The organism is Curtobacterium sp. NPDC087080 (genome assembly GCF_044745105.1).
Classification (GTDB): domain Bacteria; phylum Actinomycetota; class Actinomycetes; order Actinomycetales; family Microbacteriaceae; genus Curtobacterium.
Genome location: NZ_JBIUZP010000003.1, coordinates 253,070 through 275,737 on the forward strand (window position 1 = coordinate 253,070; position 22,668 = coordinate 275,737).

The 22,668-nt window shown below is 72.4% G+C and carries 23 protein-coding genes; 5 read left to right on the forward strand and 18 right to left on the reverse strand.

Going from position 1 to position 22,668, the window contains the following annotated elements; genetic code table 11:
* Nucleotides 1–46 precede the first annotated feature (46 nt).
* Genes ACIPEQ_RS09440 through ACIPEQ_RS09455 form a run of 4 tightly spaced genes read right to left on the reverse strand, consistent with a single transcriptional unit; the run spans nucleotide 47 to nucleotide 4,507 of the window.
* A complete protein-coding gene (locus tag ACIPEQ_RS09440) occupies nucleotides 47–1,168 on the reverse strand; it encodes a heparan-alpha-glucosaminide N-acetyltransferase domain-containing protein (RefSeq protein ID WP_402714939.1) in 1,122 nt (373 codons plus the stop codon).
* Nucleotides 1,169–1,178: 10 nt separating this feature from the next.
* Nucleotides 1,179–2,549, reverse strand: a complete 1,371-nt coding sequence (locus ACIPEQ_RS09445) for an FAD-dependent oxidoreductase (RefSeq protein WP_402714940.1) — start codon at nucleotides 2,547–2,549, stop codon at nucleotides 1,179–1,181.
* A 57-nt stretch (nucleotides 2,550–2,606) separates the two neighbouring features.
* Nucleotides 2,607–3,683: a polyprenyl synthetase family protein gene (locus ACIPEQ_RS09450; protein ID WP_126891284.1), complete on the reverse strand. Its 1,077-nt coding sequence runs from the start codon at nucleotides 3,681–3,683 to the stop codon at nucleotides 2,607–2,609.
* 32 nt (nucleotides 3,684–3,715) lie between these two features.
* A complete protein-coding gene (locus tag ACIPEQ_RS09455; protein WP_402714941.1) occupies nucleotides 3,716–4,507 on the reverse strand; it encodes a demethylmenaquinone methyltransferase in 792 nt (263 codons plus the stop codon).
* A gap of 84 nt (nucleotides 4,508–4,591) precedes the next feature.
* Here ACIPEQ_RS09455 and ACIPEQ_RS09460 point away from each other — a divergent pair, with 84 nt between their 5' ends.
* The gene (locus ACIPEQ_RS09460) at nucleotides 4,592–5,851 is read left to right on the forward strand and encodes an isochorismate synthase MenF (RefSeq protein ID WP_402714942.1); all 1,260 of its coding nucleotides are present in this window, start codon (nucleotides 4,592–4,594) and stop codon (nucleotides 5,849–5,851) included.
* Between the two features lie 67 nt (nucleotides 5,852–5,918).
* On the opposite strand, the gene menD is transcribed toward ACIPEQ_RS09460, so the two are convergent.
* Nucleotides 5,919–7,721, reverse strand: coding sequence for a 2-succinyl-5-enolpyruvyl-6-hydroxy-3-cyclohexene-1-carboxylic-acid synthase (gene menD, locus ACIPEQ_RS09465; RefSeq protein WP_402714943.1), 1,803 nt, complete (start codon nucleotides 7,719–7,721; stop codon nucleotides 5,919–5,921).
* The gene (locus ACIPEQ_RS09470; RefSeq protein ID WP_209678549.1) at nucleotides 7,654–8,046 is read right to left on the reverse strand and encodes a PLDc N-terminal domain-containing protein; all 393 of its coding nucleotides are present in this window, start codon (nucleotides 8,044–8,046) and stop codon (nucleotides 7,654–7,656) included. The genes menD and ACIPEQ_RS09470 overlap by 68 nt, the downstream gene beginning before the upstream one ends.
* A gap of 78 nt (nucleotides 8,047–8,124) precedes the next feature.
* On the opposite strand from ACIPEQ_RS09470, the gene ACIPEQ_RS09475 reads away from it, so the two are divergent.
* The gene (locus ACIPEQ_RS09475; RefSeq protein ID WP_402714944.1) at nucleotides 8,125–8,466 is read left to right on the forward strand and encodes a DUF4229 domain-containing protein; all 342 of its coding nucleotides are present in this window, start codon (nucleotides 8,125–8,127) and stop codon (nucleotides 8,464–8,466) included.
* A 24-nt stretch (nucleotides 8,467–8,490) separates the two neighbouring features.
* Here the strand turns inward: ACIPEQ_RS09475 and ACIPEQ_RS09480 are convergent, their stop codons facing one another.
* From ACIPEQ_RS09480 to ACIPEQ_RS09495, 4 genes are read right to left on the reverse strand one after another with little or no spacing between them, the layout of a single operon-like run.
* Complete coding sequence (locus tag ACIPEQ_RS09480) at nucleotides 8,491–9,486, reverse strand: 1,4-dihydroxy-2-naphthoate polyprenyltransferase (protein WP_402714945.1); 996 nt, start codon at nucleotides 9,484–9,486, stop codon at nucleotides 8,491–8,493.
* Between the two features lie 24 nt (nucleotides 9,487–9,510).
* Nucleotides 9,511–10,662: an AMP-binding protein gene (locus ACIPEQ_RS09485; RefSeq protein ID WP_402714946.1), complete on the reverse strand. Its 1,152-nt coding sequence runs from the start codon at nucleotides 10,660–10,662 to the stop codon at nucleotides 9,511–9,513.
* 16 nt (nucleotides 10,663–10,678) lie between these two features.
* Entirely contained in the window at nucleotides 10,679–11,608 is a 930-nt protein-coding gene (locus ACIPEQ_RS09490; RefSeq protein ID WP_250367388.1) for a 1,4-dihydroxy-2-naphthoyl-CoA synthase, read from the reverse strand.
* Nucleotides 11,609–11,648: 40 nt separating this feature from the next.
* The gene (locus ACIPEQ_RS09495; protein WP_402714947.1) at nucleotides 11,649–12,242 is read right to left on the reverse strand and encodes a hypothetical protein; all 594 of its coding nucleotides are present in this window, start codon (nucleotides 12,240–12,242) and stop codon (nucleotides 11,649–11,651) included.
* A 246-nt stretch (nucleotides 12,243–12,488) separates the two neighbouring features.
* Here ACIPEQ_RS09495 and ACIPEQ_RS09500 point away from each other — a divergent pair, with 246 nt between their 5' ends.
* Complete coding sequence (locus ACIPEQ_RS09500; RefSeq protein WP_402714948.1) at nucleotides 12,489–13,469, forward strand: o-succinylbenzoate synthase; 981 nt, start codon at nucleotides 12,489–12,491, stop codon at nucleotides 13,467–13,469.
* A gap of 250 nt (nucleotides 13,470–13,719) precedes the next feature.
* Here the strand turns inward: ACIPEQ_RS09500 and ccsB are convergent, their stop codons facing one another.
* From ccsB to ACIPEQ_RS09530, 6 genes are all read right to left on the reverse strand, one after another.
* Nucleotides 13,720–14,700, reverse strand: a complete 981-nt coding sequence (ccsB, locus tag ACIPEQ_RS09505; protein WP_402715248.1) for a c-type cytochrome biogenesis protein CcsB — start codon at nucleotides 14,698–14,700, stop codon at nucleotides 13,720–13,722.
* A gap of 8 nt (nucleotides 14,701–14,708) precedes the next feature.
* On the reverse strand, nucleotides 14,709–16,337 hold the full coding sequence (locus ACIPEQ_RS09510) for a cytochrome c biogenesis protein ResB (RefSeq protein WP_402715249.1): 1,629 nt from the start codon (nucleotides 16,335–16,337) through the stop codon (nucleotides 14,709–14,711).
* Nucleotides 16,338–16,410: 73 nt separating this feature from the next.
* Nucleotides 16,411–17,109: a cytochrome c biogenesis CcdA family protein gene (locus ACIPEQ_RS09515; protein WP_402715250.1), complete on the reverse strand. Its 699-nt coding sequence runs from the start codon at nucleotides 17,107–17,109 to the stop codon at nucleotides 16,411–16,413.
* A gap of 45 nt (nucleotides 17,110–17,154) precedes the next feature.
* A complete protein-coding gene (locus ACIPEQ_RS09520; RefSeq protein ID WP_209678561.1) occupies nucleotides 17,155–17,766 on the reverse strand; it encodes a TlpA disulfide reductase family protein in 612 nt (203 codons plus the stop codon).
* Nucleotides 17,766–18,422 (reverse strand): histidine phosphatase family protein, encoded by a 657-nt coding sequence (locus ACIPEQ_RS09525; RefSeq protein ID WP_126890926.1) that lies wholly within the window; start codon nucleotides 18,420–18,422, stop codon nucleotides 17,766–17,768. Before ACIPEQ_RS09525 ends, ACIPEQ_RS09520 begins: the two co-directional genes overlap by 1 nt.
* Before the next feature lie 138 nt (nucleotides 18,423–18,560).
* The gene (locus ACIPEQ_RS09530) at nucleotides 18,561–20,051 is read right to left on the reverse strand and encodes a SulP family inorganic anion transporter (protein WP_402714949.1); all 1,491 of its coding nucleotides are present in this window, start codon (nucleotides 20,049–20,051) and stop codon (nucleotides 18,561–18,563) included.
* A gap of 147 nt (nucleotides 20,052–20,198) precedes the next feature.
* Here ACIPEQ_RS09530 and ACIPEQ_RS09535 point away from each other — a divergent pair, with 147 nt between their 5' ends.
* Nucleotides 20,199–20,573, forward strand: a complete 375-nt coding sequence (locus ACIPEQ_RS09535; RefSeq protein WP_402715251.1) for a MerR family transcriptional regulator — start codon at nucleotides 20,199–20,201, stop codon at nucleotides 20,571–20,573.
* Between the two features lie 39 nt (nucleotides 20,574–20,612).
* Here the strand turns inward: ACIPEQ_RS09535 and ACIPEQ_RS09540 are convergent, their stop codons facing one another.
* Together ACIPEQ_RS09540 and ACIPEQ_RS09545 are read right to left on the reverse strand one after the other, a co-directional pair.
* Nucleotides 20,613–20,798 (reverse strand): hypothetical protein, encoded by a 186-nt coding sequence (locus tag ACIPEQ_RS09540; protein WP_402714950.1) that lies wholly within the window; start codon nucleotides 20,796–20,798, stop codon nucleotides 20,613–20,615.
* A 16-nt stretch (nucleotides 20,799–20,814) separates the two neighbouring features.
* On the reverse strand, nucleotides 20,815–21,159 hold the full coding sequence (locus tag ACIPEQ_RS09545; protein WP_402714951.1) for a hypothetical protein: 345 nt from the start codon (nucleotides 21,157–21,159) through the stop codon (nucleotides 20,815–20,817).
* A gap of 140 nt (nucleotides 21,160–21,299) precedes the next feature.
* Between ACIPEQ_RS09545 and aspS the strand changes: the two genes are divergently transcribed.
* Nucleotides 21,300–22,640: an aspartate--tRNA(Asn) ligase gene (gene aspS / locus ACIPEQ_RS09550; protein WP_126890923.1), complete on the forward strand. Its 1,341-nt coding sequence runs from the start codon at nucleotides 21,300–21,302 to the stop codon at nucleotides 22,638–22,640.
* Nucleotides 22,641–22,668: the final 28 nt, after the last annotated feature.

Below are 22,668 nucleotides of genomic sequence, written 5' to 3' on the forward strand. Positions count from 1 at the left end.
CCTCCCCGGTCACCCTGGGCGCGCTCCAGGATCACCGCTCCACTCGTCAGCGCGCGGCCGGTACCAGTCGGGTGAGCCGCGCGACCACGCGCTCGAGCGGCCCGCTCCCGAGGAACGCACGCCACAGCATCGCGAAGAGCACCGAACCGATCGCGAACCACGCCCACACTGTGCCCGACTCCGGGTACTCCGGTAGCAGCGCGATGACGAGCAGGTGCCCCGCGTAGACCGTCAGCGGCATCGACCCGACCGCGGCGAGCGGGAACGCGATCCGCGCGGCGGTCCGACCGCGACCGTCGAACAGCAGGGTGCACAGGGCGATCACCGCCACCGCGACCCCGGCGGTCGCCACGACGTCGACGACCGACGAGGAGTGGTCGCGCGGGGACAGCAGCAGCTGTGCGAGGGCCGACGCTCCCGCGCTGTCGTCCGGCGCCCACGGCACCCCGGGGAACGCCTGGGACACGGCACCGGCCGGGACCGGTGCCAGGACGTTCCCGACCACGTACGCGGCCGTGGCGACCAGTGCGCCGGACGTGAGGAGCGCGACCTGCGCGCGCCGTGCCTCCAGGCCGATCCTGGCGACCGCGAGGCCGACCAGGACGTACGCCAGGAAGGTGACCACCGGGTAGACGAGGCCGAGCTGCACCTCCCACATCCCGGCGCCCGCGTACAGCGGCACGACCGCGAGCGCGACGACCGGTGACAGCAGTGCGCACACGGACGCGACGACGAGGAGCCACACGGGGCGCCAGCGGAGCACCGGGAGCACGAGCAGGAACAGGGCGCCGTACGTGGGCAGGATCACGTAGACCGGCGTGCCGAGGGCCATCAGCAGGAGCCCGACCGCGACCACCGCGACGGCCCGGATCGCCAGTCGTGCCCGGATCCGCCCGATGACCGGTGGTCCGGGCGGATCCGTCCGTCCGCTCGTCAGACCGATCGAGACGCCCGCGAGCACCGCGAACAGGGTGGAGGGCCGTCCGTGCGCCACGGCGGACCAGGTGCCAGGGTCTCCCCAGTCGACCTCGTCCGCGATGCCGCCGATGTGGGCGGCCATCATGCCGAGCAGCGCGAGCGCCCGCGCCACGTCGACGCCCTGCAGACGACCGGGCGCGACGAGCACGCCCCGCATCGCGGCGGGCGGTGCGGGGCGTGCGGCGGTCATCGTGCTGCGATCAGCTCGTGGGCGACGAAGCGCGTCGGAGCGACACGTCGACCATCTCGTCACGCGGGACGACCTTGATGCGCTCGCGTCCCTCCGCAGCGCCCAGGGCCTGCTCGTGCTCGTCCAGCGCGTGCCAGCCGTCGAGGTCGGTGTAGTCCACGCCGCGCTCGCGGAGCAGGGCCGGGACCGCCTCGGGCGACGGATCGGCCGGAGTCCACCAGGAGGCCTGGTCGTTGACGATGTGCTGGACGGTCTCCATGGCGTCGGACTTGGTGTGCCCGATCAGCCCGACGGGGCCGCGCTTGATCCAGCCCGTGGCGTAGACGCCGGGGACCGGCGAACCGTCCTCGTCCAGCACCTGGCCCTCGCGGTTCGGGATCACGCCGGTCGTCTCGTCGAAGGGCACACCGGGCAGCGGGGAGCCGAAGTACCCCACCGCGCGGTACACGGCCTGCACCGGGAGCTCGCGGATCTCCCCCGTGCCCTCGACGCCGCCCTCGCCGTTCGGCCGGGTGCGCTCGTACCGCAGCGCCGTGACGTGGCCGTCCTCGCCGACGATCTCGACGGGCTTCGCCCAGAAGTGCAGGTGGAGCCGGCGACTGGCCTGCCCGACCTCGCGTGTGCGCCACTGCTCCAGGACGCGGTTCATCACCATGACCTGCTTGTTGGTCTGGATCGCGGTGAGCGATGCCTCGTCGTGGTCGAAGTCCTCGTCGTACACGACCATGTCGACATCGCGGAGCTCGCCGAGTTCGCGGAGTTCCAGCGGGGTGAACTTCACCTGCGCCGGACCGCGCCGTCCGAAGACGTGCACGTCGGTGACCGGGCTCGCCTGCAGCCCCTCGTACACGTTCGCCGGGATCTCGGTCGTCAGCAGGTCGTCCGCGTGCTTCGCGAGGATGCGCGACACGTCGAGCGCGACGTTGCCGTTGCCGATCACCGCGACGCTCGACGCCGTGAGCGGCCACGTGCGCGGCACGTCCGGGTGTCCGTCGAACCAGCTCACGAAGTCGGCCGCGCCGTGGGAGCCGTCGAGGTCGATCCCGGGGACGTCGAGCTCGGCGTCCTTGATCGCGCCGGTCGAGAACAGCACCGCGTTGTAGTGCTGCTTGAGGTCGTCCAGCGTGATGTCCTCGCCGAAGCGCACGTTGCCGAACAGCCGGACGACACCGCGGTCGAGCACGTCCCGCAGGGCGTTCACGATGCCCTTGATGCGCGGGTGGTCCGGGGCCACGCCGTAGCGGACCAACCCGTAGGGCGCGGGGAGCTGCTCGAAGAGGTCGATCGACACGTCAGTGCCGTGCGCCTCGCGCAGCAGGATGTCCGCGGCGTAGATGCCGGCGGGGCCGGCGCCGACGATGGCGATTCGCAGGGTGGGCACTGATGTCTCCAGTTCGTTCGGGCGGGGGCTCCCGGTGGGCCGCGACGGGCCCTCGTGTCAGCGGCTGCGTTCGACGACGGACTCGGCGAACCGCGTCAGCGCGCGCTTCACGGTGCCGTCGGGCAGCGGTTCCAGGGCGGCGACCGCGTCCTCCGCCCAGCGGACGGCGACGGTACGGGTCGCGGTGGTCGCCTCGTGCTCCCGCAGCGCGGCGACGGCCGACTGGTACGGCGCCGAGTCGACCGCGTCGTCCGGGGCGTCCTTGACGTCGTGCTCGATGCGGGCGAGCAGGGTGGCTGCTCCGTCGTCACCGGCGGCGAGGCGACGGAGCTGCAGCAGCGGCAGGGTGTCCACGCCGGCACGCAGGTCGTTGCCGGCGATCTTGCCGGTGCGGTCCTTCGCCGGGGCGAGGTCGATCACGTCGTCGACGAGCTGGAAGGCGACGCCGACCTTCTCGCCGAAGGTGCCGACGGCCTCGAGGTAGGCGCGGTCGGCACCGGAGAACATCACACCGGCACGGGCCGCGGTGGCGATGAGCGACCCGGTCTTGTCGCTGAGGACCTGGATGTAGTGCTCGACCGGGTCGTCCTCGGGCTGGGGGCCGGTCGTCTCGTGCAGCTGCCCCATGCAGAGCCGCTGGAAGGTCTCCGCCTGCATCCGGATGCCCTCGGTCCCGAGGTCGGCCGTGATGAGGCTGGCCCGGGCGAAGAGCAGGTCCCCGGTCAGGATCGCGACGTTGTTGCCGTAGGTCACGTGCGCGGCAGGGACCCCGCGGCGGACCGGCGCCTCGTCCATGACGTCGTCGTGGTACAGCGACGCCAGGTGCGTCGTCTCGATGCTCACCGCGGCCTTGACCACCGCATCGGTCACGCCGTTGCCGAGCTGCGCGATGAGCAGGGTCAGCGTCGGTCGGATGCGCTTGCCGCCCGCCGAGAGCAGGTACCGGCTCGTGGTGTCCGCCAGCGTGTCGGTCGAGCGCATGGCTTCCTCGAGGCCCTGCTCGACGAGCTCGAGCCCGTCGTCGACCGCGCTGATGAAGCGCCGCTCGGACGGGGTCGCGAACAACCGCTCGCCGATGCCCAGCGAGGCACGCAGGCTCGGTGCGCGACGTGCGACCGGGACGCTCGGGTTCAAGTGCTGCTCCGTGTTCGGGGTCTGGTGACCGGTCAGGCGTCGTCGCGTTCGACGCTCGGCTGCTCGCCGGTGTGCTGGTGCTCGCGTCGCGCCTTCGCCCGGCGGGCGACGGACTCGCGCACCTCGCCCGCGACGGGCTTGCGGCCGCGGTGCAGCGCGACGATGCCGGCGGTCAGGTTGCGGTGGGCGACCATCGTGAAGCCGACGCCGCGCAGCCACTGGCTGAGGACCTGCTGGTCCGGCCACGCCTCGATCGACTCGGCCAGGTACCGGTAGGCCGCCGGGTTGCTGCTCGACAGGCGCGCGATGCCCGGCAGCACGCGCTTCAGGTACGCGCCGTACCCGAAGCGCAGCAGCGCCATCGGGGGCGTGGAGAACTCACAGATGACGAGACGGCCGCCGGGCTTGAGCACCCGGAGCATCTCGGTGATCGCCTGCATGGGGTCGTTGACGTTGCGCAGCCCGAAGGAGATCGTGACCGCGTCGAAGGTGTCGTCGTCGAACGGCAGGTGCTCGGCATCGCCCTCGACGAACGTGATCTCGGGGTGTCGCTCACGTCCGACGGCGATCATGCCCGCCGACAGGTCGAGCGCCGTGACGTCGGCACCCTTCTTCGCCAACGCAGCCGCGCTCGTGCCCGTCCCGGCGGCGATGTCCAGCACCGTCTCGCCCGGCTGGGGGTCGACCGCTCGGACCGTCGCGACGCGCCACAGCGGGGCGTTGCCCGCCGAGAGGATGTCGTTCGTGAGGTCGTACTTCGCGGCGACGTCGTCGAACATGGCCGCCACCTCGTCCGGCCGCTTGCTCAGGTCCGCTCTGCTCACCGCACCATCCTAGAGGTCGCGGCCCACCGCTGCCCGGACGCCCGGCCGGGGTCCGGCGGGTCGCCGCACGCGTACGATCGGGTCGTGACCCGAACCACCACGGCGACCCCCACGCTCACGGTCTCGACCCGGATCCTCGACGACCCGGGGGACGTCCTCCGCCACACCCTGCGGGACGCGCCGCTGGCCTTCGTCCGGAGCGGGGACGGCATCGTCGGGATCGGCGAGGCGGCGCGGTTCACGTTCTCCGGCCCCGACCGGATGCGCCGGGCGTCGGCGGTGTGGCGCGACCTGGTGCAGGGCGCCACGGTCGACGACCCCGTGCAGCTGCGCGGCACCGGACTCGTCGCGTTCGGGTCCTTCGCCTTCGCCGACGACTCCGCCGAGCAGAGCGTGCTCGTCGTGCCCCGCGTGGTCATCGGCAGGCGCCGCGGGAAGGCCTGGCTCACCGCCGTCGACACGACCCCGGACCCCGCACCCCTGGCGTTCTCACGGACCTCGGTCCCGGTGCCGGCCGTCGGCGGGCACGTCTCGGTCGCCCTCGGCCCCGGGCGGGTCGACGAGGACACCTACGCCGCGGCCGTCGCGGACGCGGTGCGCCGGATCACCGCGGGCGAGGCCGAGAAGGTCGTCCTGGCGCGCGACCTGGTCGGGACGCTCCCCGCCGGTGCCGACCGCCGCGCGGTCCTGCTCGACCTGGCGGCCGCGTACCCGCAGTGCGTCACGTTCGCCGTCGACGGTCTCGTCGGTGCGACCCCGGAGACCCTCGCGCGGACCGACGGCACGGAGCTCTCGGCACGGGTGCTCGCCGGCAGCGCGGCGCGGGGCACCGATCCCGTGTCCGACCGGGCTGCCGCCGAGGCACTCGCGTCGAGCGCGAAGGACGTCGAGGAGCACGGGTTCGCGATCGCGAGCCTGCTGCACGCGCTCCGGACCGTCGCGACCGACGTCCGGGCGGACCCGGAGCCGTTCCGCCTGCAGCTGCCGAACCTCTGGCACCTGGCCACGGACGTCCGGGCGACCCTGCCGGTCGGCACCACCTCGCTCGACGTCGCCGACGCCCTGCACCCGACCGCCGCGGTGGCGGGGACCCCCACCGACGTCGCCGTCCGTCTGGTCGCCGAGCTCGAGGGCGTCGACCGCGGGCGCTACGCCGGCCCCGTCGGCTGGCTCGGGGCGAACGGTGACGGCGAGTGGATGCTCGCCCTCCGCAGCGCCCGGATCGAGGACGACGGGACCGTCCGCGCGTGGGCGGGCGCAGGGATCGTCGCCGGGTCGGAGCCGGCGCGCGAGGTCGCCGAGACCGCGCTGAAGTTCCGCCCGATCCGCGACGCACTCGCCTGACGCCCGGGCGTGCGGACGCGCCCCGCGCCCACGCGCCCACGCGCCCACGCGCCCACGCGCCCGATCGTCAGTCGGTCAACGGGACCTCGACGACCAGGCGCTGCGCCGGGTCGGTGAGGGCGCCCTCGAGGTCGGCCCACGTCGCAGCACGGCGGTAGGACCAGCCGAGCCCGGTCACGACCCGCTCGACGTCCACGTGCTGCGGCGTGGTCATGACACGCCGCATTTCCTGCTCCGGGGTGGTCGCCGCGACCTCGAGCCCGCGGAAGATCGCCCCGCCGACGTCGTTGCCGACCACCACCTGGACGCGGTGGGTCGGCTCCTCGGTCCCGGTGACGAGTGCCCCGAGGTCGTGCAGGAAGGTCAGGTCGCCGACGAGCACCCGCGTGGTGCCGACGGAGTCCGGCGTCCGTTCGAGCGCGGCGGCGATGCCCAGCGCGGTCGAGACCGTCCCGTCGATCCCGGCGAGACCACGGTTCGCGTGCACCCGGACCTTCTTGCCGGGGACGTGTGCGTCGGCGACGCGGATCAGTTGCGAGGCGCCGAGCACGAGGCGGTCGTGCGGCCAAGTCGCACCCCACACGGCATCGACGAGCATGGTGCGGTCGACCTGCCGACGACGCAGGGCGACCTCGTCCCGCAGGTACCGGTTGCGCTCGGCGCGGTCCCCGGAACGCTTCGCGTCGAGGTCCGGTCCGGCATCGCCGTCCCCGAGGAGGGCGCGGCTCGTCGTCACCCACCGTCCCACCCAGGCGCGGTGCGAGGGGGTGGTCCGGCCCGTCACGCGGACGTCGGACACGAAGGTGGTGGCGGCGTCCGGTCGGGAGGCTCGGGCCGGGTCGAACGGGTCGGCCCCCGGTCCGCGGACCACGACCGTCTCGACGTCGGCCCGCTGCAGCAGGGCGGGCACCTCGCGGCTGAGCGTCGGGTGCCCGAGGACGACGGCGCGGCGCACCGCACCGCCGAGCTCTGGGTCGCGGAGCAGCTCGCGGTAGGCGACGACCAGGTTCCGCCCGAAGCGCGCCCCGCTCGACACCTCGGCCAGCAGCGGCGCGCCGAGCTCCCAGGCGATCCGCTCGGCGTCCTCGCCGGCGTCGTGGCCCGCGATGACGACGGTGGCGGGCTCGTCGTCCGGCGCGAGCTCGGCGACCGGCAGTCCCGTGTGCACCCGACGACGGGCGTGCTCGGTGTCGACCTCGTCGTCCGGTACGGCAGTGACGTCCTCGGGTCGGAGTCCTGCGGACAGTGGCTCGCGGAACGCGACGTTGAGCTGGACGGGACCGGGCTGGCCGGTGTGTCCGGCCGCCACGGCGACGGCCTCGCGGGCGAGCGTCCGGACGGCGTCGCCATCGACACCGCCGTCCGCGGTCGGCGCCTGCGCGTCGCGGACGAACGACACCGCCGGGCCGAACAGCCCGGGTTGGACGGTGGTCTGGTTGCTGCCGATGCCCCGGAGCTCGTCCGGCCGGTCTGCCGAGAGCACGACCATCGGCACGCCGGAGTGGTGCGCCTCGAGCACGGCGGGGTGCAGGTTCGCGACGGCGGTGCCCGAGGTGGTGACCACGGCGGCCGGGCGACCGGACTCGACCGCGAGTCCGAGCGCGAAGAAGCCCGCCGTCCGCTCGTCGAGCCGGACGTGCACGGCGGTGCCGCCCGCGCGCTCGAGGGCGACCGCCGCGAGGGCGAGTGCCTGCGACCGGGAGCCCGGGCTCACCACGACGTCGGTGACGCCGGCGTGTGCGAGCTCCCGCAGGAGCGCGAGCGCGAAGTCGGTGGCCGGGCTGCCGGATCCGACCGGTCCGTCAGCGATCGGCGGAGCGGTCGTCGTCTCGTTCGTCGCGGTCGCGTCGTTCGTCGCGGAGTCGGTCATCGCGGAACTGGTCCTCGAGGTCTCGGAGGGTTGCGTCGTCCTGGTCCGTTCCGGTGCGGAGTGTCCCGGTGCCGCGCGGGCCACCGAGGAAGTCGGGATCGTCTTCGGGTCCACGGTACCGGGGCACCGGCCCGGGCGTGGCGGGAGCACGGCCGAGCACGAACCACAGCAGACCGCCGAGCACGGGCAGGACGAGCACGAGGAGGATCCACCACCCACGCCGCAGGGAACGGATGCGCTGGCGCGGCATGGTCGCGCAGTCGATGACCGCGTAGACCGTGAAGGCCACGGCGGCGACGGCGACGATCAACCACAGACGGACCATGCGACGACTCTAGGCAGCGCGCCTGGGACCGACCTGCCCGTCAGCCGGCGCACGAACGACGGCACGTAGGATCGTCGGGTGAAAGCGTGGCTCGTCTACACCCTTGCCCGGCTCGGCATCTTCGCCGCGGCCCTGGCCGTCCTGCTCGTCATCGGTCTGCAGTGGTACTGGGCGGCGATCGGCGCCGCGCTGATCGGCCTGCTCGTGTCGTACATCGCGCTGCCCGGGCTGCGGGGTCGGGTGACCTCGAACATCGCCGCACGCCGGGGTCGTCCGGAGCGGGACGCCGACTCGGACTTCGAGGACGACTTCGTCGACGCGGCCGACACCGACGCCGCGGACACCGACGCACCCGTCGCCGACCGGCCGGTGTCCGACGCCGACCGGCACCGCGAGCGACGCGAGCACGACGCGGAGTAGTCCGCGCCGCTCGCCCGGCCGCTCCTACGGCAGGAGCACGAGGGTCAGGCCGAGGACCACGCCGTACGCGAGCGACGCGAACGACGACAGCTGCAGCGCCGTGATGAGCTCGCGCGGCTTGCGGGACGAGACGCCGATCGCCAGGGCCGGCAGCGCCAGCAGGAGCGAGAAGTACGCGAAGCCGGTGCGGAAGTACAGCAGCACGAACCAGAGCAGCACGACGTACGGCAGCATCAGGAACAGGCCGAACAGGACCCGTGCGACGGGTCGGCCCACCACGACGGCGAGCGTGCGCTTGCCGGCCTGACGGTCCTCGTCCACGTCGCGGATGTTGTTGACCATGAGCACGGCACAGGCGAAGAACCCGGCCGCGACCGCCGCTGCCCAGCCGCTCGCGGTGATCGCCTGGATCTGCACGTACTGGGTGCCGAGCACGGCGACGAGCCCGAAGAAGACGAAGACGAAGACCTCGCCGAGCGCGTTGTAGCCGTACGGCTTCTTCCCGCCCGTGTAGTACCAGGCCGCCACGATCGCGGCAGCGCCGACGAGGAGCAGCCACCAGGTTCCGGTGAGCAGCACGATCACCAGCCCCGCGACCGCCGCCAGTCCGAAGAAGGTGAGCGCGACGGTGAGCACGGTGCGGGGCTTCGCGAGCCCTGCCCCGGTCAGGCGGGCCGGACCCACGCGGAACTCGTCCGTGCCGCGGACGCCGTCGGAGTAGTCGTTGCTGTAGTTCACCCCGATCTGCAGGAACAGCGCGACCGCGAGCGCGAGCAGGGCGACCGCCACGTGGTGGTCGCGCCCGAGGTAGGCGCCGAAGTCACCCGGCTCTCCGGAGTCGACGAACGCCACGCCGGTGCCGAGCACGACCGGCACGACGCCGAGCGTGAGGGTGCGGAGCCGGGCACCACCGATCCAGTCCCGCGCGGTCGCCCGCTGCTTCGTGCGCTGCGGTGCCGCGGCCTTCGCCGGGTTGCCGCTGCGGCCCTTGACCGGGGTCCTGTTCTTCGTACGTGCCACGGCCGACCATCGTATCCGTGACGACTACGGGGTCGGTGCGCTCCCGGGGTCGGCGAGCGTCCGGACGGCCCTCCGGTCGGGCTTGCCGGACGCGAGCATCGGCACCGCGTCGACGACCAGGACCGCCGCGGGCCGGGCTGCGCGCCCGAGGGTCGATGCGACGTGGGCGCGGACCGTGTCGAGGTCCAGCGGGCGCTCCGTGACGACCACGGGCACCTCGCCCCACTCCCCCGAGGCCCGCCGGGTGACGACCGCGGCGTCCTGGCCCGGCAGCTCGCGCACCCGGCGCTCCACCGCGCCGAGCGGGACCTTCTCGCCGCCGGAGACGATGACGTCGTCGAGCCGGCCGAGCACGCGGAGCCGACCGTCGTCGCCGATCGTCGCGGCGTCGCCGGTCCGGAACCAGCGGTGTCCGTCGCGCTCGACGAACGTGTCCGCCGTGCGCGCCGGGTCGTCCAGGTACCCCTCGGCGAGCATCGGCCCGGCCAGCTCGAGGGCGCCGTCGACGAGTTCCGCGCGGACCGTCCCGAACGGCGTGCCGTCGTACACGCAACCGCCGCTCGTCTCGCTCGCGCCGTAGGTCGTGACGACCCGGATCCCGGCGTCGAGGGCGCGCTGCCGGAGCGGCGCGGGGGTGGACTGTCCGCCGACGAGCACGGCGTCGAAGCGGGTCGCGGCAGCGGTGGCTCGGGGGTCGTCGAGCACACGGGCGAGTTGCACGGGTACCAGGGACGTGTAGCGGCGCGGCGCCTCGGGGCCGACGTCGAGCCGGTCGACCGCATCGGCGAACGCGCCGCCGTCGAAGTGCCCCGGCGGGACCACGACCGGGCTCGTGCCCGTCGCGATCGAACGCGTCAGGACGTTGAGGCCGGCGATGTAGTGCGTCGGGAGCGCCAGCACCCACCGACCGGGCCCGCCGAGTGCGGCATCGGCGGCCGCTGCGCCCGCGAGCAGGGCGTCCGAGGACAGCGCCACGCGCTTGCCGGTGCCGGTGGACCCGCTCGTCTCGACCACCAGGGCGACCCGCTGCGCGACGTGCGACGGCGGCGGTGTCGGCAGGGACGGGGTGCCCTCGGCGACGGGGAGCAGTGCGGGACCGCCGGCGAGCGCAGCCTCCAGGCCGCGCAGCACCGCCGACGGGTCGGAGGCGCCGACCGGGACCAACTGGCGGCTCACCGTCGGGACCCGCGGGTCAGTAGTGCCACGGGAACGAGGTCCACTCGGGCTTGCGCTTCTCGAGGAACGCGTCGCGACCCTCGACCGCCTCGTCCGAGGCGTAGGCGAGGCGCGTCGCCTCGCCCGCGAAGACCTGCTGGCCGACCATGCCGTCGTCCACCGCGTTGAAGGCGTACTTGAGCATGCGGATCGCTGTCGGTGACTTGCCGAGGATCGTCTCGCCCCAGCGGATCGCCTCGCGCTCGAGGTCCTCGTGCCGGACCACCTTGTTCACCGCACCCATCTCGTAGGCGCGCTGCGCCGAGTACTCCTCGGCCAGGAAGAAGACCTCGCGCGCGAGCTTCTGACCGATCTGGCGGGCGTAGTAGGCGCTGCCGTAGCCGCCGTCGAACGAGCCCACGTCGGCGTCGGTCTGCTTGAACCGACCGTGCTCCGCGCTCGCGATCGTGAGGTCCGCGACGGCGTGCAGGGAGTGGCCGCCGCCCGCCGCCCACCCGGGCACGACGGCGATGACGACCTTCGGCATCATGCGGATGAGTCGCTGGACCTCGAGGATGTGCAGCCGTCCCATCGACGCCTGGGCGGCGGCGGGGTCGACGCCCTCCGGCGGGGCGCCCTCGTCGCCGACGTACTGGTAGCCGCTGCGGCCTCGGATGCGCTGGTCGCCGCCGGAGCAGAACGCCCAGCCGCCGTCCTTCGGGCTCGGACCGTTGCCGGTGAGCAGGACGACGCCGACGTGCGGGTCCTGACGGGCGTCGTCGAGGGCGCGGTAGAGCTCGTCGACGGTGCGCGGGCGGAAGGCGTTGCGGACCTCGGGCCGGTCGAAGGCCACGCGGACGATGCCCTGCGACACGTGCTTGTGGTACGTGATGTCGGTGAAGTGCTCCGCGACCGGAGCGGCGGTCCAGACGTCGGGGTCGAACAGGTCGGAGACGGGAGCAGCCATGTCTCCACCGTATCGCCGGGGTGCGACCCCGGCGCGAGCGCTACGTGCCGGCCAGGGCCTCGGGAGCGAGGACGACGAGCAGCACGATGAGGATGACCGGGTTCGCGAAGAACGCGAGCACGACCCCGACCGCGCCGTACCAGCGACCGAACGAACCGACCGCGGCGATGAAGCCGAGCACCGCCGCGATGAGGGTGAGGAAGACCACCACGAAGCAGATGCCGAACGCGAAGGTGGTGTCCCCGCCCATGAAGACCGCGAAGGCGCTGGCGTCGACCGCTGCGGAGACGACGGCGAGTCCGAGGGCGATCTTGCCGACGATCGGGTTCCGGCGCCGACGGGCGGACCGTTCGAGCACACGGGGGTCGACCGTGTTCCGCTGCATGAGGCGTTCGAAGTCGCCCGTGTCGGACCGGGTGCCGGGGGTCCGGGACCCGGTGGTCCGGCCGGCGGCGCTGGTGGTCTGCCGGGTCGTCACCGGGGCGGCCGCACGCTGTGCAGCGGTCGGCTGCGCGCCTGCCCGCTGCGCAGGAGAACGCTGGGCCGCTGCACGCTGGACGGCTGCACGCTGGGCCGCTGCACGCTGCGCGGCTGCACGTTGCGCTGCGGCGCGCTGCTGCGGATCCGACGCCACCGGCCCTCCCTCTCCTCGGTCGCCAAACGGACGTGCCACGGTGGTCCGCGGCGCCGTCGACGCTGGGCCGACCGGTGCATGCTAGTGCGCGGCCCTGGCGGTCGGCTCCGAGGAACCGGCGGGAGCGCTGGACGCGGGCCGACCCCGCGCCGCCGGTCCCGTCGCGCCGCCGGTCCGGTCGCGCCGCCGGAGCTGCCCGCACCGCCGGTCCGGTCGCTGCCACGCCCCGTGCGCGAGGATGGCGGTGTGATCCCCGACCTCGCCGACCTCCTCTCAGATGCCCACGTCGTCGCGCTCCCGATGCGCGTCCGCTTCCGCGGCATCACCGTCCGCGAGGCCCTGGTGCTCCGCGGACCCGCCGGGTGGACGGAGTTCTCGCCCTTCGTCGAGTACGACGACGGCGAGGCCACCGCGTGGCTCCGGAGCGCCGTCGACTTCGGGTGGACCGAGCACGTGCCCGCAGCCGACTCCGTGCCGGTGAACGCGACGGTGCCCGCCGTCGGGCCGGGCGCGGTCGCCGACCTCCTCGCGCGGTACCCGGGCTGCACGACCGCGAAGGTCAAGGTCGCCGAGCCCGGCACGAGCATCGAGGACGACGTCGCCCGGGTCGCGGAGGTCCGGCGCGTCATGGGACCGGACGCGGCCGTCCGGGTCGACGCGAACGGGCTCTGGTCCGTCGACCAGGCCGTCGACGCCCTCGAGCGACTCGCACCGTACGGACTCCAGTACGCCGAGCAGCCGTGCCGGTCCGTGCCGGAGCTCGCCGAGCTCCGGCGCCGGATCGCAGGGCTCGGCGCGGCCGTGGCCGCCGACGAGAGCGTCCGTCGGGCCTCGGATCCCCTCGCCGTGGCCCGGGCCGGAGCGGCCGACGTGCTCGTCGTGAAGGCGCAGCCCCTCGGCGGGGTCACCGCTGCTCGCGCGATCGTGGCCGAGGCCGGTCTGCCGTGCGTGGTCTCGAGTGCGCTGGACACCTCGGTCGGGCTCGGGACCGGAGCGTTCCTCGCGGCGGCGGCGATGACCCCGGGCTACGCGGCCGGACTCGGGACGGCCGCGATGTTCGAGACGGACGTCGCCGCACCTCCCCTGCTGCCCGTCGACGGTCGGGTGCCGGTGCGTCGCGCGGAGGTGTCGCGGGAGCTGCTGGAGCGGAACGCGGCGTCACCGGAGCGCACGTCGTGGTGGCTCGAGCGACTCGAGCGGGTCCACACCCTGCTCGCCGCAACGTAGACGCCGCGGCCGCGGGCGACGACGAGGGAGCAACCGGCAGCACGGTGTCCGGGCGGCGACGAGCGCGCAGGACGTGCCGCTCACGTCCGCCGGACGGGCGGGACTCGTCGGCCTCGACCGCCGAGCGTGACAGATCGTGCCCGCTCGCGCGAGGCAGGTGAGCCTGCGCACGACGGACGGGAGGCGCGGTGCCCGATGGCACCGCGCCTCCCGTCCGTCCCGGGCTCGCCGCAGCGACACCCGGCGGGGCTCACAGCCCCGAGTAGCTGTGCAGGCCCTTGAAGAAGACGTTCACGACGGAGAAGTTGAACATCACCGCGGCGAAGCCGATGAGCGCCAGCCACGACGACCGGGCACCACGCCATCCGCGGGTCGCACGGGCGTGGATGTACCCGGCGTAGACGACCCAGATGATGAAGGTCCAGACCTCCTTGGTGTCCCACCCCCAGTACCGGCCCCAGGCGCGCTCGGCCCAGATCGCGCCGGCGATGAGCGTGAAGGTCCACAGCACGAAGCCGACGAGCAGCACGCGGTAGGTCAGGACCTCGAGCCGGTCGGCGTCGGGCAGGGTCTCCATGAAGCGGAGCTGCTTCGACGCGGGGCGACCCTGACGGTGGGTCTGCACGAGCTGCGCGACGGCGAGCCCGGCGCCGAGGGCGAAGAAGCCCGTGCCCGCGATCGCGACGAAGACGTGGAGGACGAGCCAGTACGACTGCAGCGCGGGCTGCAGCGGGACGACGGGCACCCAGTAGTTCACGGTCGCGATGCCGAGCAGGATGATCGTCAGCCCGGTGATGAAGACACCGAGGAACTTCAGGTTCTGCCAGAACTGCACGAGCAGGAAGATCAGCGTGATCAGCGCCGTCCCGGTGAGCGAGAACTCGAACATGTTGCCCCACGGCACACGGTCGGCCGCGATGCCGCGCAGGACCGTGGCACCGACGTGCAGCACGAGCGCGAGGATCGTCATCGCCATGCCGACGCGCTCGAACTTGGTGCCGCCGCCGCCGGAGCTGCTCCGGCCGGTGTCGACCTTCTCGAGCACGACCGTGCCGCCCTGCACCGTCGCGACGGTGCGTTCGGCCTTCGCAGCCGGAGCCGCGCCAGCAGCCGACGCCACCTGACCGGACCGCTTCGCCATGTCGAGCGCGAACGAGATGAACGCGATGACGTAGACCGCCATCGCGGAGTACGTCAGGACGACCGAGTAGGTCGCGAGGTTGGTCGTCATGTCCGGGTTCACGCAGGGATCCTAACTCCGAGGTCCGACAGGTGCCTCTTGGCGACGTCGTCGACGGCGCGCTCGAGGTTGGGGTCCTCGCCGCGCGCCAGGCCGGCGTACTCGAGGTCGTACTCGCCGTGCTCGGCTCCCCGACGCGGGACGGCCTTCACCCACACGCGGCGGCGGGGCACGAACAGCGAGGTGAGCAGCCCGAGCACCGCGAGCACCGCGAAGCCGGCGACGAACAGCTGCGACGGGTCGTGGTGCACGTCGAGCGAGACGTACCGCTTCACGCCGTCGAAGGTGATCGAGCCGGTGCCGTCCGGCAGGGTCTTCGTCTGGCCGGGCTTGAGCTCGATGCTGGCGGTCTTCGACTGCCGTCCGGCGATCTGCTCGAGACCGCTGGTGTCGAGCGAGTACACGCTCTGCGGCACGCCGCTGTCGAGACCGAGGTCACCGCGGTACACCTGCAGCGTCAGGAGCGGGTTCTGCGCGTCCGGGTAGGCGCTGGCGAACGCACCGGTCGACAGCTTCGACGCGGTCGGGTAGAAGAACCCGACGAGCCCGAGCTGCGACGGCGAGGCGTCGGGGACCTTGATGACACCGGTGGACGTGTAGTTCGCGTCCTCGGGCAGGAACGGCACGACGTCCTGGAACGCCACGTTCCCCTTGCCGTCGCGGATCGTCACCTGCATCGCGTAGCCGTTCCCGAGCAGGTAGACGTTCGTCCCCCCGACCGAGAGCGGGTCGTTCACGCCGATGCGACTGGTCTTCGGCTCCTCGCCCTTCTCGCGACTGGTCACCGTCGCGGAGTAGTCGAGGGCCTGGCCGAGGGCGTCGAGGTTCTTCTCCTCGTACGTCGTCGTGAACTTGTCGAGCGTCAGGTTGTAGCCCTGCAGGTCGGTCTGCCGGAACCAGCGGCCCGGGTTGAAGGAGTCGTACGAGCCGAGGACGTTCGAGAACGTCTGTCCCTCGACCAGCAGGCGCTGCCCGGTGTAGCTGAACCCGCCACCGAGGCCGACCGCCACGAGCACACCGACCAGCGCCGCGTGGAAGACGAGGTTGCCGGTCTCCCGCAGGTAGCCGCGCTCCGCGCTCACCGAGTCGCCGAACCGCTCGACCCGGTAGCCGGACCGCTTGAGCAGGGACGCCGCGCGGGTCACGGCGTCGTCGACGGACGGGAGGCTCGTGGTCGCGTCCGCCTCGACCGGCACGGACCGGTAGCCGGCCAGTCGGCCGAGGCGTACCGGGGTCTTCGGCGGTCGGGTCCGCAGCGCCTGCCAGTGGTGCTTCGTCCGCGGGACGATGCACCCGATGAGCGAGACGAACAGCAGCAGGTAGATCGCGGAGAACCACACCGAGGTGTAGGTGTCGAAGACCTGCAGGGTGTCGAGCACCGGGAAGAGCTGCGGGTGGTCCGCCTTGTACTGCACCACGCCGTTCGGGTCGGCGGTGCGCTGCGGCACGAGCGAGCCCGGGATCGCGGCCAGCGCCAGGAGCATGAGCAGGAAGAGCGCGGTGCGCATGCTCGTGAGCTGGCGCCAGAAGAAGCGCACGTAGCCGACGAACCCGAGCTTCGGCTGCGCCGGGCCGTCGTCGCTGCCTGCCGTCGGCGCGGCGCTGTCGACGTGGTCGGACGGGCGCATCGGATCGACGCCCGAGGAGGCTTCGTCCACCGGAGCGGGTCCGGTACCGGGTCGCTCGGGGGTGGCGTCGTGCTCAGACCGCGGGGACAAAGCTCTGGATCACCGCCCCGAGGCTCGACATGACGGCCGACCAGATGCCGGTGACCATGAGCAGACCGATGACGATCAGGATCGCTCCTCCGATGATGTTGACGGTGCGCATGTGGCGCTTGACGGCACGGATCGCTCCGGTCGCCCAGCCTGCGCCGAGCGCGACGAGGACGAACGGGATGCCGAGCCCGAGGCAGTACGCGACGCCGAGCCACATGCCCTGCCACGCACTGCCGGACTGCACGCTGAGCAGGTTGATGGCGGCGAGCGTCGGCCCGAGGCACGGGGTCCAGCCGAGCCCGAACACGATGCCGAGCAGCGGTGCCCCGACGAGACCGGTCGCGGGCGTCCACGACGGCTTGATCGTGCGCTGCAGGAAGGTGAAGCGTCCGATGAACACCAGGCCCATCACGATCACGACGACACCGAGCACCTGCGTGATGAGGTCACGCCAGCGGACGAGCCAGAAGCCGAGGGCACCGAAGACCGTCGTGTACGCGACGAACACCGCCGTGAAGCCGAGCACGAAGAGCACGACGCCGAGGACGACGCGACCCCGACGCTGCCCGCCCTCGGCGATCCCGCCGACGTACCCCAGGTACCCCGGCACGAGCGGGAGCACGCACGGGGACAGGAAGGACACGAGTCCGGCCAGGGCGGCGACGGGCAGCGCCACCAGCATCTGGCCGCTCAGGATCGCGTCGGCGAAGGGGTTGCCGGGCACGGGTCAGGACGCCTTGCCGTCGAGCTCGTCGCCGACCAGGGTCTGCAGGATGCTCTTGCCGTCGATCGCACCGAGGACGCGGGCGGCGACGCGGCCCTGCTTGTCGAGGACGATCGTCGCGGGCACGGCGTTCGGCGCGATCTGCCCGGACAGGGCGAGCTGCACGGCGCCGTCGCGGGCGTCGAGCACGGTCGGGTAGTCGACGCCGAAGGTGCGCTCGAACGCCGCCGCGGTCCCCTCTTCGTCACGGACGTTGACGCCCACGAAGACCACGTCGTCGTCGGCGTACTGGTCGTGCACCTGGTTGAGGTACTTCGCCTCGGCACGGCACGGCGGGCAGCCCGCGTACCAGAAGTTGAGGACGACGACCTTGCCGCGGAGCTCCTTCGCCGAGACGGTGCCGCCGTCCGTGTCCTTCGTCGTGAAGTCGACCGGGGCGCTGCGCTGGTCCGTCGCGACCTCGGTCACCGCTCCGGTCCCCGAGATGTAGTTCTGTGTGGTGCCGCTGCCGTACTGGCGGGACAGGTCGTCGTTCGACGACGAGCACCCGGCGAGCGCCAGGGCTGCGATCACCGCCGATGCCGCGACGGCGACGATCCGGCTGCGTGCGGACATCAGACTGCTCCTTCGTCGACCGCGGACGCACGCAGGGACTGCGCGGGGTCCGCGTACCCGACCTCGGTGAAGCGACCGGACGAGGTGGCGGGCACACGCTCGAGGGTCGTGATGCTGGACAGGTCGCACCGACGCTTGCGCGGGTCGTGCCACAGGGGCTCCCCCGCGAGCTTGCGGTGCACGGTCCAGATGGGCAGCTGGTGGCTGACGAGGACGACGTCGCCGCCGTCGACGCTCTCCCACGCGGACGTGACGGCGGCCAGCATGCGGTTCGCGATGGACTCGTACGCCTCGCCCCAGCTCGGCCGGAACGGGTTCGCGATCCACGGCCACTCGGCAGGACGCCCGATGGAACGCTTCGTGAAGCCGGGGCGCTGACCCTCGTAGCGGTTCGTGGGCTCGATCAGTCGTTCGTCGAGCGAGACCTCGAGCCCGTACGCGGCAGACCACGGCGCCGCGGACTCCTGCGTGCGCTGCAGCGGCGACGCGACGATCCGTCGGACGTCCACCCCGGCGTCGTGCCAGGCGGTCGCCGACGCGGCGGCCATCCGGGCGCCGAGTTCGCTGAGCCCGAAGCCGGGCAGCCGACCGTAGAGCACTCGCCCCGGGTTGTGGACCTCGCCGTGCCGGACGAGGTGGATCCGTGTCGCGGGCATGGGTTCCAGTCTAGGTCGCTCCACCGTCATCACCCGCCCCACAGCGGATTCACCGGATGTGCGACCGCTCAGCCCCGCCCGGCCGGCTCCACCCGGTCCGCCCCACCCGGTCAGCCCCAACCGGTCAGCCCCGACCGGTCAGCCCAGTCGACCGGTCAGCCGGCCGTGCAGCGCCACCGATCCCGTGTTGAGGTTCACCACCTCGACGGTCGACCCGTGCCGGGCGTACCGCTGCTCCACCCCGTCGAGTGCCGCGACCGTGCTCGCGTCGAACACGTGTGCGGCCGACATGTCGACGATCACCCGCTCCGGGTCCTCGGCGTAGGAGAACCGCGTGACGAGGTCGTTCGAGGAGGCGAAGAACAGGGCCCCCTGCACGCGGTAGCGCACGGTGCGCTCGTCGACCGGCTCGCGGACCACGGAGACGACGTGCGCGGCTCGTCGGGCGAACACGAGGGCCGCGGCCACCACACCCACCAGGACGCCCGTGGCGAGGTTGTCGGTGGCGACGACCACGACGACGGTGATGACCATGACCGTCGTCTCGCCGAGCGGCATCCGTCCGAGCGTGCGCGGTCGGATGCTGTGCCAGTCGAAGGTCGCGACGCAGACCATGAGCATCACCGCGGTGAGCGCCGCCATCGGGATCTGCGCGACGAGGTCGTGCAGGACGATGGTCAGCACGAGCACCGACGCCCCCGCGGCGAAGGTCGAGACCCGGGTCCTGGCGCCCGCGGTCTTCACGTTGATGACCGTCTGCCCGATCATCGCGCAGCCGCCCGTCCCGCCGAAGAACGCTGAGGCGATGTTGGCGATGCCCTGACCCCACGACTCACGCCAGGCGCTCGAGCGGGTCTCGGTCAGCGAGTCGACGAGCTGCGCGGTCAGGAGCGTCTCGATGAGCCCGACGATCGCGACGCCGAACGCGTACGGCGCGATGATCTGCAGGGTCTCGAGCGACAGCGGGACCGTGATGCCGCCGAAGCCCGGCAGGGCGGTGGGCAGGGCCCCCTCGTCGCCGACCGTCGGGACCGCGACACCGAACACGATCGTGATCGCCGTGATCACGACGACGGCGATGAGCGGTGCCGGGACGGCCTTGGTCAGGAAGGGGAAGGCGACGATGATGCCGACACCGAGCGCCGTCAACGGCCACACCACGAGCGGTACGTCGTCGCCGAACAGGTTCGGCAGCTGCGCGGTGAAGATGAGGATCGCGAGCGCGTTGACGAAGGCCACGTTGACGCTGCGCGGGATGAAGCGCATCAGCCGGGCCACGCCGAGGAACCCGAGCACCAGCTGGAACACACCTCCGAGCACCACCGCGGGGACGAGGTAGGCGATGCCGTGGTCCCGCACGAGCGGCGCGATCACGAGCGCGACCGAGCCCGCGGCGGCCGAGATCATCGCGGGTCGACCGCCGACGATCGAGATGACCACCGCGATCACGACGCTCGAGAAGAGCCCGACCGCGGGGTCGACGCCCGCCACGACCGAGAAGGAGATCGCCTCGGGGATCAGGGCGAGGGCGGTGACCACACCGGCCAGGACCTCACGGGTGAGCAGACGGGGCGATCGGAGCGCGCTGAGGACACTGGGCGCCGCAGGGGCGTGGGGTGCGAGGGACATCACCGGCAACCCTACCCTGACGTGAGGGTAGGGTTGCACGCGGCACTGAGCGACGACGGAAGGAGGTCTGCCACCATGACGACCGTGAGCTCTCCCGCAAGCAAGCCCGACGACCAGGCGCCCGACGATCAGGCGGCACTGGACACCATGCACATCGGCGAGCTCGCCGAGCGTGCGGGGATGTCGCTGCGCACGATCCGGCACTACGACGAGGTCGGCCTCCTCGTGCCGAGCGGCCGGACCACGGGAGGCTTCCGCGTGTACACCGCGCAAGACCTCGAGCGACTGCTCGTCATCCGGCGGATGAAGCCGCTCGGCTTCACGCTCGACGAGATGGCCGAGCTGCTGCGGGTCGTCGACGCCCTGGCTGATGCCGCACCCGAGGACCAGCCGGCACTCGCCGCCCGGCTCGACGCGTCGCTCGAGGACGCCCGCGCCCGGCACGCGAAGCTCGTCGAACGGGCCGGGATGGCCGAGGAGTTCATCGGCACGCTCAGCATGCTGCGCGCCACGCTCCCCTGAGTCCCGGGCCACACCCGGCAAGCCGAAGACACCGCTCGGTCACCGGTCGACCTGCAGCTCACCGGACTCGATGAGCCGCGCCCGCTCGCGCCGTGCGGCCCGCCACTCGTCCTGTCGGCGGAGCAACTCGTCGTGCTCCCAGATGAGGCGGCGAGCCTTCCACGGGCGCCACCGGTACCGCCGACGCACTCGCTGCCGCCACTCCTCCTGCCGCTGTCTGATCAAGGCGAGCACCGGATCCTCAGCCGCCATGTCCGTCCCTTCCCGTGATGAGTCCGAGCACCAGCGTCCCGAACACGGCGTCGTCGCCGTGCAGGTTCTGCATGTCGTACATCGCGTTGGCGCCGATGCTGCCGATCTCCGCTCGCCCGGTGTCCGGGTCGCACGCCTGCTCCACCGTCCACACGAACCGCGCCCACGCGCGGTCGCGTTCCTCGCGAGCCACGTCCCGCCGCCACCGCACCAGCGCCCAGACGCCGCCCACCGCCGCGCCGACCAAGGTCAGCACCGACCCGACCGCAGCCGCGACCACCGCCGCCACCGCGACGGGCGGCCAGGCCGCGAGCCCCACTCCCGCTGCCGTCATCCGGGACCCCTCTCGACTCGCGACCCGACCACGCGGACGACGGTACGGAAGCGCCGGGGCCGAGCCGCGCCTCCCGGCCGGAGCTGTGGAGAGAACGGACCGCGACCCCTCCTGTGGAGGAGGCCGTAGACTCGACGACCGTGATCGAACGCACCCGCATCGCCGACCTCGCCGCCCTCCCCGACGGCCCCGTTGCCGTCGCCGGCTGGGTGGAGACCGTCCGCGACCAGAAGAAGGTCCAGTTCGTCGTCCTCCGTGACGAGACCGGCGCCGCGCAGCTGGTGAACCCCGCCACGCGCGAGGCCGAGGACGGCGACGACGACGCCCAGGCCCGACTCGCCATCACGAACGAGATCTCCGGGCTGGCGCACGGCACCTTCGTGCACGTCCGCGGCACCCTGAAGCACGACGAACGCGTGAAGCTCGGCGGGCTCGAGGTCAAGGTGGGCTCGCTCGAGGTCGTCAGCGCCGCGAAGCCGGAGACGCCCATCGCGGACGACTCGTCGCTCGACAAGCGGCTCGACTGGCGCTTCCTCGACCTGCGCAACCGCAAGCAGAACCTGATCTTCCGCATCCAGACCACGCTGGAGCACGCGTTCCGCACCTACTGGGTCGAGCGAGACTACATCGAGATCCACACCCCGAAGCTGATGGCGTCGGCGTCCGAGTCGCGCGCCGAGCTCTTCCAGCTCGAGTACTTCGAGACCACCGCCTACCTGGCGCAGTCGCCGCAGAACTTCAAGCAGATGGCCCAGCCCGCCGGGTTCGGCGCAGTGTTCGAGATCGCCGACGCCTTCCGTGCGGACCCGTCCTTCACGAGCCGCCACGCCACCGAGTTCACCAGCGTCGACGCCGAGATCTCATGGGTCGAGTCGCACGCCGACGTCATGGCGATGCACGAGGAGCTCCTCGTCGCCGGCTTCACCGCCGTCGCGGAGAAGTACGGCAAGGAGATCGAGGAGGTCTTCGGCTTCGAGTTCGTCGTGCCGACCGCCCCGTTCCCCCGCGTCACCCTGGCCGAGGCCCGGAAGATCGTCGCCGACAGCGGCTACGAGGTGGTCCGCGCCGACGGCGACCTGGACCCCGAGGGTGAGCGCCGCGTGAGCGCCTGGGCGAAGGAGACGCACGGCTCGGAGTTCGTGTTCGTCACCGACTACGACGCGTCGATCCGCCCCTACTACCACATGCGTCACGCCGACGACCCGACGCTCACGAACAGCTACGACCTGTTGTTCAACGGCGCCGAGATCTCGACCGGCGCCCAGCGCGAGCACCGCGTCGACGTGCTCGAGGCACAGGCCGTCGAGAAGGGCCTCGACCCCGAGGAGCTCGGCTGGTACCTCGACTTCTTCCGCTACGGCGTCCCGCCGCACGGCGGCTTCGGCATGGGCCTGGCCCGCGTGCTCATGCTCGCGTTGCACGAGCCGTCCATCCGCGAGGTCACCTACCTGTTCCGCGGGCCGACGCGCCTGACCCCGTAGTCACGACCGACGACGACGGCCACCCTCC

What these genes read in the sequence shown, in the direction of transcription:
- ACIPEQ_RS09440 (WP_402714939.1), bottom strand. Translation starts at nt 1,168, where the DNA reads ATGACCGCCGCACGCCCCGCACCGCCCGCCGCGATGCGGGGCGTGCTC.
- menD (WP_402714943.1), bottom strand. Translation starts at nt 7,721, where the DNA reads ATGACCGACTCCGCGACGAACGACGCGACCGCGACGAACGAGACGACG.
- ACIPEQ_RS09470 (WP_209678549.1), bottom strand. Translation starts at nt 8,046, where the DNA reads ATGGTCCGTCTGTGGTTGATCGTCGCCGTCGCCGCCGTGGCCTTCACG.
- ACIPEQ_RS09490 (WP_250367388.1), bottom strand. Translation starts at nt 11,608, where the DNA reads ATGGCTGCTCCCGTCTCCGACCTGTTCGACCCCGACGTCTGGACCGCC.
- ccsB (WP_402715248.1), bottom strand. Translation starts at nt 14,700, where the DNA reads ATGACGACCAACCTCGCGACCTACTCGGTCGTCCTGACGTACTCCGCG.
- ACIPEQ_RS09510 (WP_402715249.1), bottom strand. Translation starts at nt 16,337, where the DNA reads ATGCGCCCGTCCGACCACGTCGACAGCGCCGCGCCGACGGCAGGCAGC.
- ACIPEQ_RS09515 (WP_402715250.1), bottom strand. Translation starts at nt 17,109, where the DNA reads ATGCTGGTGGCGCTGCCCGTCGCCGCCCTGGCCGGACTCGTGTCCTTC.
- ACIPEQ_RS09520 (WP_209678561.1), bottom strand. Translation starts at nt 17,766, where the DNA reads ATGTCCGCACGCAGCCGGATCGTCGCCGTCGCGGCATCGGCGGTGATC.
- ACIPEQ_RS09525 (WP_126890926.1), bottom strand. Translation starts at nt 18,422, where the DNA reads ATGCCCGCGACACGGATCCACCTCGTCCGGCACGGCGAGGTCCACAAC.
- ACIPEQ_RS09530 (WP_402714949.1), bottom strand. Translation starts at nt 20,051, where the DNA reads ATGTCCCTCGCACCCCACGCCCCTGCGGCGCCCAGTGTCCTCAGCGCG.
- ACIPEQ_RS09535 (WP_402715251.1), top strand. Translation starts at nt 20,199, where the DNA reads ATGCACATCGGCGAGCTCGCCGAGCGTGCGGGGATGTCGCTGCGCACG.
- ACIPEQ_RS09545 (WP_402714951.1), bottom strand. Translation starts at nt 21,159, where the DNA reads ATGACGGCAGCGGGAGTGGGGCTCGCGGCCTGGCCGCCCGTCGCGGTG.